Consider the following 12,549-nt stretch of genomic DNA (forward strand, 5'->3'; position numbering starts at 1 on the left):
CACCTTTCACTGGCTCGAGTGAAAGCAAACTTAGCGCTTAACTAAGTTAAGTTCACGGGTTCCGGCGCACCCGTTCACTGCGTGATCACGTGATGACCAGGAGTGATCGTTTCCGATCAGCGGTGGGATCTGCATCATGGCGGCTTCACCCCCGAGTACTGAACCGTTACCGTTCCTCCATGGCTCGGTCAACGAATGCCCGACGGCCCGCGACGCTGGCTTCGCTCGCCGCGGAGCTGGGCGTTTCCAGGACCACGGTGTCGAATGCCTACAACCGCCCCGACCAGCTCTCGCCGGAGCTGCGCAAGCGGGTGCTGGACACCGCGCGCAGGCTGGGCTACCCCGGGCCGGACCCGGTGGCGCGTTCGCTGCGCACCCGCAAGGCGGGTGCGGTCGGACTGCTGCTCACCGAGAACCTCTCCTACGCCTTCCGCGACCCCGCGGCGATCCGCTTCCTGGAAGGCCTCGCGCTGGCCTGCGAGGACGCCGGGCAGGGGCTGCTGCTGATCCCGGCCAACCCGGAACACGAAGACGTCGCGTCGGTGCACCGCGCCGGGGTGGACGGCTTCGTCGTGTACTCGGTGCCGGAGGACGACCCGCACCTGGCCGCCGTGCTGGAACGGCCGGTGCCGGTGGTGGTCGCCGACCAGCCGCGCGTCGAGCAGGTCGACTGGGTCGGGCCGGACGACGAACGCGCCGTCAAAGTCCTCACCGAGCACCTGATCGGCCTCGGGCACCGGCGCATCGGGGTCTGCTGCATGCGGCTCGCGCGCGGGCGCAACGACGGGATCGCCTCGGTGCACCGGCAGGCCAACGCCAGCTTCCACGTGCAGCGCTCCCGGCTCACCGCGCTCGCCGAAGGGTTCAGCGAAGCGGGCGTGGACTGGTCGAAGGTGCCGGTGGTGGAGCGCTTCGACCACTCCACCGAATCCGGTGCCTCCGCGGCGGCGCAACTGCTGGAGCTGGACCCGGAGATCACCGCGGTGGTGTGCACCTCGGACATCCTCGCGCTGGGCGCGATGCAGGAGGCCGAGCGCCGCGGCCTGCGCGTGCCGGAAGACCTCACGGTCACCGGCTTCGACGGCATCGAGGACGCCGAGCGGGTCGGGCTGACCACGATTCGCCAGCCGGTGATGGAGAAGGGCCGCGCGGCCGGGCGGTTGCTGCTGGACACCAGCGAACCGGGCCGCCCGCGCGAGGTCGTGCTGGAGACGCAGATGCTCACCGGCAGCACCGCCGCGCCGCCGCGGTCCGCCGAGGAGCGCTGGTTCGGGCCGTGACGAGCCGCTGAGCCGGCACCGGCCGGCGCAGGAAAAAGCGGGCCGGCTCGCCCGGTGCACCGGACGAGCCGGCCCGCTCGTTCGCGCGGGTCAGGCTCGGCCGCCCGACCCGCGGCACAGCGCTACGACAGCAACTGGGCGCAGCGGATCAAGCCCAGGTGCGAGTAGGCCTGCGGGTGGTTGCCCAGCGAACGCTCCGCGATCGGGTCGTACTCCTCGGCCAGCAGCCCGGTCGGCCCTGCGGTGTCCACGATCTGCTGGAACAGCTCCTCGGCCTCGGTGCGCCGCCCGATCAGCAGGTACGCCTCGATCAGCCACGCCGCGCAGAGGTGGAAACCGCCCTCGTCGCCGGGCAGTCCGTCGTCGCGGCGGTACCGGTAGACGGTGGAGCCGCTGCGCAGCTCCGACTCGATCGCGGTGACCGTGGCGCTGAACCGCTCGTCCGCCGGGTCGATCAGCCCGGACAAGCCGACGTGCAGCGAAGCCGCGTCCAGGTCCGAGCCCTCGTAGGCGGTGGTGAACGCCTGCACGTCCGCCTGCCAGCCGTTCTTGAGCACGTCCTGGGAGATCTGGTCGCGCAGCGGGCCCCACGTCGATTCCGGAGTGCGGTCGTAGCGCTCGCCCAGCTTGATCGCGCGGTCCAGCGTGACCCAGCACATCACCTTCGAGTACACGTGGTGCCGCGGCTGGTCGCGTTCCTCCCAGATGCCGTGGTCCGGCTCGAACCAGCGGTGCGAGACGGCCTCGGCCATCGCCTTGACCAGTTCCCAGTCCTGATCGCGCAGCGCGCCGGTGGCCGCCGCCAGGTTCGTCACCAGCTCCACGACCGGCCCGAACACGTCCAGCTGCACCTGCTGGTCGGCGAGGTTGCCGACGCGGACCGGGCGGGATCCGGCGTAGCCGGGCAGGCTGTCGATCACGGCCTCCGGGCCGAGGCTGGTGCCCTGCAAGCTGTAGAGCGGGTGCAGCCGCTCCGGGCCCGGCAGCGATGCCAGCACGTTGTGCAGCCAGTTCAGGAAACCTTCCGCTTCCGCGGTGGAGCCGAGCGTGACCAGCGCCTGCGCGGTCATCGAGCCGTCCCGCAGCCAGCAGTAGCGGTAGTCCCAGTTGCGCACCCCGCCGATCTCCTCGGGCAGCGAGGTCGTGGCGGCCGCCATGATGCCGCCGGTGTCGGTGTTGCACAGCCCGCGCAGCGTCAGCGCGGAACGGCCCACCAGGTCGCGCTCGACCGCGGGCAGCGTGAGCGTCTCCAGCCAGTCCGACCAGTAGGCGTCCGCCGCGGCGCGGCGCTGCGGCTGGGTCAGCTGCGCGGGGGAGAGGTCCTCGGTGCCGCAGCGCATCTCCAGCACCACCGGCTCGGCGTCGGAGGCTTCCACCACGGCGTGCGCAGATTCGTGCATCCCGTCCGAGGTGATCTCCCACTGCACGTCGGGCGAGTGCAGCACGATCGGCTCGGAGGTGCCCATCACCCGCAGGCCGCCCGCCTCCTGCACCAGCCGCACCGGCACCTGGCCGAACTCGGGGCGCGGGGCGAACTCGATGCTCGCGGTGCTGCCGCCGCTGATCACCCGGATCAGATCGGTGCGGTGCCCGTCGACTCCGTGCTCCAGGTAGTCCGTGACCAGCAGCCGCGACCAGCGGGTCTCGACGGTCATGGTGCCCGGCACGTAGCGCTGGCCCAGCGGCAGCGGGCTGCGCGGTGCGCCGTCGCCGCCGTGCGGGCGGATCGAGAAGTGCCCGGCGCCGGGGCCGCCGAGCAGGTCGGCGAACACCGCCGCCGAATCCGGCCCTGGGTGGCACATCCAGGTCACCCGGGCGTCCGGGGTCAGCAGCGCCACGGTGCGCTCGTTGGACAGCATGGTCAGCCGCTCGATCGGCGGGGCCTGCTCGCCGTAGAGCCAGGTGCGCCGCTCCTCCATCAGGAACGCCAGCGCGGTGGCGACCTGCGTGGTGTCGGCCACCCGGAAACCGGCCAGCGTTTCGCCGTCGCCGACCTTGAGCCCGATGTCCGGGCCGTGCAGCCGGGCGAACGCCTTCTCGTCGGTGACGTCGTCGCCGAGGAAGATCGCGGCGGTCGCGCCGACCTGGTGGCGCAGCGCGTCCAGCGCGTTGCCCTTGTCGGTCTGCACCACGGCCAGCTCGATCACCGATTTGCCCTCGGTGACCTGCACGCCGTCCCAGGTGGCCGGGCCGGAGCGGATGGCGTCGAGCACCCGCTCGGCCACGTCTTCCGCGGCGCGGCGCACGTGCACGGCCACGCTGGCCGGCTTGGCCTCCAGCGTGACGCCTTCCTCGCCGACCACGACCTCCTGCGCGGCCCGCTGCAGCGCGGTGCGCAGCTCGGTGGCCTGCGGGTCCAGCTGGTGCACGAAGCCGACGTCGAACTCGGAGCCGTGGCTGCCGACCAGGTGCACCTCGGCGGGCAGCCGGGACAGGGTGGCGAGGTCGCGCAGGGCGCGTCCGGAGATCACCGCGGTGGTGGTCGCGGGAAGAGCGGCCAGCGAACGCATGGCGTGCACCGATTCGGGCAGCGGTTTGGCCGCGTTCGGGTCGGCCACGATCGGTGCGAGCGTGCCGTCGTAGTCGCAGGCGACCAGCAGTCGAGGGGTGCGCGCGAGCTGCACGAGAGTGCGTCGGAGCTCGGCGGGGAGAGCTTCGGCGGTCAACGCCATACTCCTCTGGGGCTTCTCGGATGGGTCTTCGTGATCGATCCGGTGCCGCGGCGCGCGAGTCGGGTCCGCTGCCGGTTCCCGCAGCACGCCTGCCGGTGGTCGATCGGTCGTGCCGTCGCCCGCTTCCCGGTCGTGCCGGCGAATGCGGGACCGCGCACTAATCCGTAAGGGTCGTACCCAGCGCTTCGAGGAACGATCGCGCCCAGCGATCGACATCGTGCGTGAGCACCTGCCTACGCAATGCTCGCATCCTACGGCGGCCCTCGGCCTGCTCGATGTCGAGGGCGGCCAGCAGCGCTTCCTTGACTCCGTCCAGGTTGTGCGGGTTGACTAGGTAGGCGCTGGTCAGTTCCGCGGACGCGCCGGCGAACTCGCTGAGCACGAGCGCGCCGCCGAGATCGTTGCGGCACGCCACGTACTCCTTGCACACCAGGTTCATGCCGTCCCGCACCGGCGTCACGACCATGACGTCGGCCGCGCAGTAGAACGCCACCAGGTCCCGCTTGTCCACCGAGGTGTGCAGGTAGTGCACCGCGGGGTGGCCGACCCGGCCGAACTCGCCGTTGATCCGGCCGACCTCGCGCTCGATGCCTTCGCGCATCTGCTTGTAGTGCTCGACGCGCTCCCGGCTGGGCGTGGCGATCTGGATCATGGCCACGTCCTCGGCGCGGACCCGGCCTTCCTGCAGCATCTCGTGCATCGCGTGCAGCCGGACGTCGATGCCCTTGGTGTAGTCCAGCCGGTCCACCCCGAGCATGATCTTGCGCGGGTTGCCCAGCTCGGCCCGGATCTCCTTGGCGCGCTGCTGCACGTCCTTGCTGCGGGCCATGTGGTCCAGCTCGGAGGAGGCGATCGAGATCGGGAACGCCCCGACCCGCACCGTGCGGTCGCCGACCTGCACCACGCCCGGCCGCGAGCGCACCCCGACCTGGCCGCGGCTGGGCTCGAAACCGGCCAGCCGCCGGGCCAGCCACAGGAAGTTCTGCGCGCCGCCGGGCCGGTGGAACCCGACGAGGTCGGCGCCCAGCAGCCCGCGCACGATCTCGGTGCGCCACGGCAGCTGCATGAACAGCTCCACCGGCGGGAACGGGATGTGCAGGAAGAACCCGATCCGCAGGTCCGGGCGCAGCTCCCGCAGCATCGCGGGCACCAGCTGCAGCTGGTAGTCCTGCACCCAGACGGTCGCGCCCTCGGCGCTGACCGCGGCCGCCGCCTCGGCGAACCGCCTGTTCACCCGCCGGTACGCCTCCCACCAGGAGCGGTCGAACACCGGCGGCACCACGACGTCGTGGTAGAGCGGCCACAGCGTCGCGTTCGAGAAACCCTCGTAGTAGTCGCGGAACTCGTCCGAGGACAGCCGCACCGGGTGCAGGTGCAGGTCCCCGTCGTCGAACGGCTCCACGTCGATGTCGGCGACACCGGGCCAGCCGACCCACGCGCCGCGCCGGGCGCGCAGGAACGGCTCCAGCGCCGTCACCAGGCCTCCCGGGCTGTGCTTCCAGCGTTCCGTGCCGTCTTCCAGCCGCTCCAGGTCCACGGTCAGCCGGTTGGCCACGACGACGAAATCCGCTCGGGCGGGGTTGCTGCCCCTAGTCACCGGTGTGCCTCCTCGGGAGACTTCTGCTGTCTCGGGCGGGATGGGCTGCGCCGACGGCGTTGGTGCTCTCCAGCGGCTCGGGGCTGGGCGTCACCCGCTGCCCGGTTGGCATCGCGGGGCCGATCCCGGATCACCCACTACCCGCTCGCGAGGCTAACCAATCAGCCCCATGGGCGCGTCGGACGTGTGGTGCAACCGAGAGCGAGTGTTCGGTCACGCAACTCATTCCAGCCTGCGGCGGGTGGGCCGCAGCGGCCCGGACAGCCGCGGCCCGACCAGCTTGCGCTCCAGCCTGCCCAGCCGCGTCCGCACCGGCTGCGCCAGGTATTCGCCGAGCACCACGCCCGCGCCGAGCGCGAGGCCGGTGGCCGCCGCCAGCATCAGCGTGGACATCCCGTTCGGGTCGCTGAACACCACGATCTCGTACAGCCCGCGGTAGGTGGCCAGCCCTGGCAGCAGCGGTGCCACGCCGGAGACCGCGATCACCAGCGCCGGGATCTCCAGCCTGCGGGCGACGACCCCGCCGATCACGCCGACCACCGTGGTGGCCACGGCACCGGCCAGCACCGGGTCCAGTGCCAGCACGCTGGTGAACGTCGCCGAGACGCCCGCCGCGACCGCGCCGCCGAGCCCGGCCACGATCAGCGGCCGCGGCGGTGCGTAGCTGGCCAGCGCGAAGCACGCGGATGTCGACGCGCCCGCCAGGGTCTGCACCGGGATCACCAGCGCCTTGGACTCGATCTGCGCGCCGCCGACGTCCTTGAACATCGCGCCCGCGAGCCTGGGGTCCCCGGCGATCTGGCCGAACAACTGGGAACCGGTGTAGAGGGCCAGCACCACGCCTGCGATCAACCCGGCGGACATCAGCGCGATCTCGGCGATCCGCCCGGCTGCGGTCACGTTGTACCCGGTGATCGCGTCCTGCATGGAACCGACGACGGTCATCCCGGACAGCAGCACGATGATGCTCGCCGCCACCGCGAGGGCGCCGGAACCCTCCGGTAGGAAGCTCTCCCGGTACGAGCACAGCAACGCGATGGTGGTGGCGATGGCACCGCCCACCGCCTGCTGGAAGAAGAACGGCAGCGCGCGTTTGTTCAGCACCCGCCCGATCCGGTCCACCAGCGCGGTCGCCACGGCGGCCACGATGGCCAGCCGCGGGCCGCCGCCGAGCAGCACCGACAGCGAAGCCGCCATCCCGGCCCAGGCCAGCGTCGCCACCCAGCGCGGGAACGGGTGCGGTGCGGAGGTGATCTGGTCCAGCTCCGAGTACGCCTCCGCGGCGGACATCTCGCCGGCGGTGATCCGCCGGACCAGCTTTTCCACGTCGTCGAGGCGGGTGTAGTCGATCGAGCGGTTGCGCACCACGCGCAGCGAGGTGATCGGCACCGACTCGGTGCCGCGGTAGCAGGAAACCGTGATCGACGTGTAGATCACGTCGACCTCGCAGTGCGGCAGACCGTAGGCGCTGACCACGCCGATGATCGTGGCCGTCACGTCGGAGGCGCCCGCACCGCTGGCCATCTGGACCTCGCCGATGCGCAGTCCTAGGTCCATGACCAAGTGGACGGTCGATTCGTCGGGCAGTGCCGGCCCGTAAACGGCGTTGCGGGTCCCGACCGTCTCGGCCGGTTCGCGCCGCCGCAGCACACCACGGGCGCGCTGCGTGATTCCCACCGCTGAAACCACCTTCCTGCTCACCGCTCCCGGCGGCTCGCCTTGATCGTCACCTCGCCCATCGGCGCCGTTGCCGTTGCTGTTGCACGGACCTCGGGTGTCCTCGGTCACGAGCCTGACACTTCGCCTCGCGCGCCCGCGTGCGAGGGTCCTGCGCGACCGCCTGCTCGCGGCGGGCGTGCGGTGATTACGATGTGTCCGCGTGGTCGCCGGCATCGCCGGTTGCTGTGCGCCGCTGTAGCTCAGTAGGCAGAGCGCCCGCCTTGTAAGCGGATGGTCAGGGGTTCGAATCCCCTCAGCGGCTCCCGGTTCGAGCAGCCTAAGCGCGTCCTGCCCTTCGGCGACAGGACCCGATCGAGGCATTGATCGCCCCCGGCCGCGAGCCGCGGCGTCAACCCGGCGCGGCCGCGGGGTTGATCGCGATGATGCCGAACAGCCCGCCCGCCGGGTCGTGCACCACGGCGAACCGGCCCGGCTCGATGTCGGTGGGGCCCGCGAGCACGGTTCCGCCGAGCCGGTCGAGGTGCTCGATCGCGGCGTCGGTGTCGGCGACGGTGAAGTAGACCGTCCAGTGCGCGGGCAGCTCGGTGGGCCAGCTCGCGGTCATCTGGATCATGCCCGCGATCGTGCGCCCCTCCAGCCGCCAGGCGGTGTAGTCCTCCGCGCCGATCTGCTCGTTGGCCGCCTCCCAGCCGAACACGGCGGAGTAGAACTCCACCGCGGATTCCGGGTCGCGGGTGGCGAGTTCGTGCCAGCAGGGGGCGCCGGGTTCGTCCAGCACGGCCGAGCCGATGTGCTCGTTGGGCTGCCACGCCGCGATGGCCGCTCCCGAGGGGTCGGTGAACACCGCCATGCGGCCAGCGTCCAGCACGTCCATCGGCTCCAGCTGCACCTGCCCCGCCGCCCTGCGCACCGCTTCCGCTGCGGCGTCGGCGTCGCGGACGCAGATGTAGGTGGTCCACGACCGCGGGCCGCTGCTGCCGCCGGAGTGCGGGCCGATGCCCGCGACGGGTTTGCCGTGGCGCAGGCACATCCGGTAGCCGCCGCCTTCGTCGCCGGTGTCGTGCACGGTCCAGCCGAACAGCTCGGCGTAGAACTCGGATGTCGTGCTGGGGTCGGGCACGCCGAGGTCCACCCAGCACGGGGTGCCCGGGCGGTATTCGGTGATCTCCATGGGTGTCCCCGCTGCTCATCGAGGTGCGGCCGCCGAGGTGCGGGAGACGTCCGACCGGCGCCATAGTGGGCACCCGATTGTTGGTTGAGTCCGTCGATCGGCGCATCTCGATCAGAACTCAGCTCGCAGTCGCGGTGGCGAATAGTGACCAATTGGTTGACCCATTACCCGTTCGGGTGAGGGTATGGAGCGTGTTCGAAGCCGCTCCGTACAGCGTTGCCGCTGCTACCCAGAGGAGATCAGCGTGTCTCTGGTCCGAGTTCTGACCGGCGCTGCGGGCTTGGCCCTGGCCGCCGCCGCGTTCGCCGTCCCAGCCCAAGCCGCGGCTCCCGCGGCGCCCGCTCCGCCGTCCGACCTGCAGCCGATGATCATCGACGGGGAGGACGCCACGAACGCTCCCTGGGCGGCCCGCCTGCTCAACAACGGCCAGGAGGCGTGCACCGCCACGGCCATCTCGCCGGAATGGGTGCTGACCGCCCAGCACTGCGTGGAAGGCGCCGAGGACGGAGCCATCAGCTTCCGCGTCGGCAGCCTCAACCAGCACGAGGGCGAGGAGTTCAAGGCCAAGTCCGGCGGCGTGCACATCCACGACAGCGTGGACCTCGCGCTGGTCAACGTGGACCGCCCGATGAACGTCGAGTTCGCGCCGCTCGGCGAAACCGGCGACGTCGCCAACGGCGACACCGTGCAGACCTACGGCTGGGGCGCGACCTGCACCGACAAGCCCGAATCCGAGTGCCAGGCGACCAACCTGAAGGTCGCCGACGTCAAGGTCACCGACATCGCCTGCACGGACTACCGCGGCGGCACCGCGGTCTGCGCCGAGCGCGGCACCGGCATCCCGGCGGGCGGCGACTCCGGCGGGCCGATGTTCTCCAACGGCAAGCAGGTCGGGGTGGCCTCGACCAGTGACCGGGCCACCTCCACGGCCTACAACAACATCACCGAATACCGGGACTGGATCAAGGAGGTCGCCGGCGTCTGATCGACGCCGGATGCCGTGCGTCCGGGGCCGCCGCACTCGCGGCCCCGGACGCACGTGTTCGGTCGCGGCCGCCTGCCGTGCGCGGCCGCTCGCGCGGCGCCGCTGAAGATCGCAATTCCGCGCGTTATCCGAAATATCGGCGGATGCAATCCGCGGGCTGCGGGCGAACAGCTTGTGAAGCGGGCGTTTTCGCTGGTCACGCCCGCACTGGGGAATTTCGATCACTAGTTCCGACACATCGTTAACACTGCGGAGATGCGCAGCGCAACGATCATGTCGTGCTCATCACGTGTAGAATCGGGTATCGCCTGGTAGTGCCGCCAGGAAACGTTCATGTACCTGACGGCTTAGGCGATGTTCTGTTAAGTTGGCAAAGCATGACCGGCGACAAACCCAGCCATAACGGCTACGGACCGAATGGCGGACGGAATGGCGGAAGCGACTCTCCCGATGCGGAGATCGGCATTCCGGTCGTCGCGGACGGACCCGCACTCTACCGGATCACGAGCGATTCGGGAGTGCTCGATGTGAACTCGTCCTACGCCTACCTGATGTGGTGCCGCGACTTCGCGGGCACCAGCGTGGTGGCGCGGGAGGACGGCGAAGCGGTCGGCTTCATCACCGGATACCTGCGGCCGGACGCGCCGGACGTGCTGATGGTCTGGCAGGTCGCGGTCGACGCATCCCAGCGCGGGCGCGGCCTCGCGGGCAAACTGCTCACGCACCTCGTCGACCGCCTGGTGCCGCGGGGGGTGCGCTATCTGGAAACGACGATCACCGCGGACAACACCGCTTCGATCAAGTTGTTCTCGGCGCTGGCGCGGGACCGCGGCACCGAACTCGCCCGCAGCGAGCTGTTCACCGCGGACCTTTTCCCCGATGCGCACGAGGACGAGGACCTTTACCGAATCGGGCCGTTCCCGGCTCCGGGCGTCGTGCCCGCGGACTCGGCGGCGGCGCCCAGGCCGGCCGATTAGCCGAGGCGTACCGATCAGCACAGGCAGACCGATCAGCCCGGCCCGGCCCCCGTGGTCCAGCGGGCCGATCGGCACACGCGGTGAGCGCGGGCCGGGGCGATCGCGAAGCAGCCCGGCGGCCGTGCCGGATCGCACAACCGCAGGTTCCCGGCGCACCAACGGCGGTCTCCCCGCCGGGAGACGAGAAGACCTACTGCACAGCCGGTGGCCGCCAACGGTCGCCGCGCCGAACGGAGGATCGTGAACGACATCTTCGCAAGCCTCGAATCCGAGGTGCGCAGCTACAGCAGGAACTGGCCGACCACGTTCGACGTGGCCCGCGGCAGCTGGCTCTACGGCGAGGACGGCACCCCCTACCTGGACTTCTTCGCCGGTGCGGGGGCGCTCAACTACGGGCACAACAACCCCGCGCTGAAACGCAAGATGCTGGAGTACCTGGAGCGCGACGGGGTCACGCACGGCCTGGACCAGGCCACCGTGGCCAAGCGGGAGTTCCTGGAGACGCTCGACGAGAAGCTGCTCAAGCCGCGCGGGCTGGACTACAAGGTCCAGTTCCCGGGGCCGACGGGCACGAACTCGGTGGAGTCCGCGCTCAAGCTGGCCCGCAAGATCACCGGCCGCGAGTCGATCATCAGCTTCACCAACGCGTTCCACGGCATGACGCTGGGTTCGTTGTCGGTGACCGGCAACTCGATGAAGCGCGGCAGCGCGGGCATCCCGCTGGTGCACGCCACGCCGATGCCCTACGACAACTACTTCGAGGGCCAGGTCCCGGACTTCCTGTACTTCGAGCGGCTGCTGGAGGACAGCGGATCCGGCCTGAACGAGCCCGCCGCGGTCATCGTCGAGACGCTGCAGGGCGAGGGCGGCATCAACAACTCCCGCCCGGAGTGGCTGCGCGGCCTGCGCGAACTGTGCGACAAGCACGGGATGCTGCTGATCATCGACGACGTGCAGATGGGCTGCGGGCGCACCGGCCCGTTCTTCAGCTTCGAGGAAGCGGGCATCGTGCCGGACATCGTGTGCCTGTCGAAGTCCATCGGCGGCTACGGGATGCCGCTGGCGCTGACCCTGATCAAGTCCGACCTGGACGTGTGGGAGCCCGGTGAGCACAACGGCACCTTCCGCGGCAACAACCCCGCGTTCGTGACGGGGTCCGAGGCGCTGCGGCTGTACTGGAGCGACGACGCGCTGCAGCGCGGCACGATCGCCAAGGGCGAGCGGATCGGCCAGGTTATCGGCGAGATCGCGGACAAGTACGAGGGCGCGCAGGCCAAGGGCCGCGGCCTGGCCCGCGGGCTCGGCTTCGACGACCCGGAGACCGCGGGCAAGATCTCGAAGGCCGCGTTCGACCGGAAGATGATCCTGGAGACCTCCGGGCCGCAGAGCGAGGTCATCAAGATCATGCCGCCGCTGACCGTCTCCGACGATGAACTCGAACAGGGGCTTCAAATCATCGTGGATTCGGTGCAGGCTGTGCTTGCCTGAATCCAGCGCACACCGGCCGGCCCGGCTGTCTCCGGGCCGGCCGCTCGCGTCCGCACTACCGAAGCTGGCAAACCCGAAGCCGGCCCACCGAAGGAGGGAAAGCAGTGTTCGTCCGCAGTCTCGAAGACGTCGAGGACACCGACGACGACATCAAGACCGAGAACTGGCGCAGCAAGCGCATCGTGCTGGCCAAGCAGAAAGTCGGCTTCTCCGTGCACGAGACCACGCTGTACGCCGGCACGGTGAACGACTTCTGGTACGCCAACCACATCGAGGCGGTCTTCGTCTACGAGGGCGAAGGCGAGGTCGAGGACAAGGCCACCGGTGAGGTGCACCAGCTCAAGCCGGGCACCGTCTACATGCTGAACGACCACGACAAGCACCAGGTGCGGCCGAAGACGGACATGCGCACGGTGTGCGTGTTCAACCCGCCGGTGACCGGGCGCGAAGTGCACGACGAGAACGGCGTTTACCCGCTGGTCGTCGAAGACTGACCGACCCCCCCGGGCGAATCTTGCAGCCCACGGGCCGCTGCGGCGGCTCGTGGGCTGTTTCGCGTTCGGGCGCTGATCGCATTTCGCCCTTCGTGATCGATCCCACCGGCCGCCGGGCTCGAAGACTCCGCTGCGCGGATGCGTAATGCCGAGTGCCGAGGGGTATCCGGCGAGTGTCAGGTTGCCTGCCGCGGTGCGCGGCCCC

At 70.3% G+C, this 12,549-nt stretch carries 9 protein-coding genes and 1 tRNA gene; 6 read left to right on the forward strand and 4 right to left on the reverse strand.

Translation table 11 applies throughout. The features are described from left to right. Nucleotides 1–179 precede the first annotated feature (179 nt). Nucleotides 180–1,280, forward strand: a complete 1,101-nt coding sequence (locus INP57_RS02410; protein WP_200068314.1) for a LacI family DNA-binding transcriptional regulator — start codon at nt 180–182, stop codon at nt 1,278–1,280. Between the two features lie 122 nt (nt 1,281–1,402). On the opposite strand, the gene otsB is transcribed toward INP57_RS02410, so the two are convergent. The 3 genes from otsB to INP57_RS02425 form a co-directional block, all read right to left on the reverse strand. Beyond that, nucleotides 1,403–3,952 (reverse strand): trehalose-phosphatase, encoded by a 2,550-nt coding sequence (gene otsB, locus INP57_RS02415; RefSeq protein ID WP_200068315.1) that lies wholly within the window; start codon nt 3,950–3,952, stop codon nt 1,403–1,405. A 157-nt stretch (nt 3,953–4,109) separates the two neighbouring features. After that, on the reverse strand, nt 4,110–5,549 hold the full coding sequence (locus tag INP57_RS02420) for an alpha,alpha-trehalose-phosphate synthase (UDP-forming) (protein WP_200068316.1): 1,440 nt from the start codon (nt 5,547–5,549) through the stop codon (nt 4,110–4,112). A gap of 222 nt (nt 5,550–5,771) precedes the next feature. Next, complete coding sequence (locus INP57_RS02425; protein ID WP_200068317.1) at nt 5,772–7,226, reverse strand: threonine/serine exporter family protein; 1,455 nt, start codon at nt 7,224–7,226, stop codon at nt 5,772–5,774. Nucleotides 7,227–7,457: 231 nt separating this feature from the next. Between INP57_RS02425 and INP57_RS02430 the strand changes: the two genes are divergently transcribed. After that, nucleotides 7,458–7,530 (forward strand) — tRNA-Thr (locus INP57_RS02430). An 87-nt stretch (nt 7,531–7,617) separates the two neighbouring features. On the opposite strand, the gene INP57_RS02435 is transcribed toward INP57_RS02430, so the two are convergent. Then, the gene (locus tag INP57_RS02435) at nt 7,618–8,400 is read right to left on the reverse strand and encodes a VOC family protein (protein WP_200068318.1); all 783 of its coding nucleotides are present in this window, start codon (nt 8,398–8,400) and stop codon (nt 7,618–7,620) included. Nucleotides 8,401–8,644: 244 nt separating this feature from the next. Between INP57_RS02435 and INP57_RS02440 the strand changes: the two genes are divergently transcribed. The 4 genes from INP57_RS02440 to INP57_RS02455 all read left to right on the forward strand — a co-directional run bounded on the left by INP57_RS02440 (nt 8,645) and on the right by INP57_RS02455 (nt 12,344). Further along, the gene (locus INP57_RS02440; protein ID WP_307849861.1) at nt 8,645–9,385 is read left to right on the forward strand and encodes a S1 family peptidase; all 741 of its coding nucleotides are present in this window, start codon (nt 8,645–8,647) and stop codon (nt 9,383–9,385) included. Between the two features lie 377 nt (nt 9,386–9,762). After that, complete coding sequence (ectA, locus tag INP57_RS02445; RefSeq protein ID WP_200068320.1) at nt 9,763–10,362, forward strand: diaminobutyrate acetyltransferase; 600 nt, start codon at nt 9,763–9,765, stop codon at nt 10,360–10,362. A 240-nt stretch (nt 10,363–10,602) separates the two neighbouring features. Beyond that, entirely contained in the window at nt 10,603–11,850 is a 1,248-nt protein-coding gene (ectB, locus tag INP57_RS02450; protein ID WP_200068321.1) for a diaminobutyrate--2-oxoglutarate transaminase, read from the forward strand. 104 nt (nt 11,851–11,954) lie between these two features. Continuing rightward, a complete protein-coding gene (locus tag INP57_RS02455; RefSeq protein ID WP_200068322.1) occupies nt 11,955–12,344 on the forward strand; it encodes an ectoine synthase in 390 nt (129 codons plus the stop codon). Nucleotides 12,345–12,549: the final 205 nt, after the last annotated feature.

The sequence above is a fragment of the Saccharopolyspora galaxeae genome, from assembly GCF_016526145.1.
Lineage (GTDB): Bacteria > Actinomycetota > Actinomycetes > Mycobacteriales > Pseudonocardiaceae > Saccharopolyspora_C > Saccharopolyspora_C galaxeae.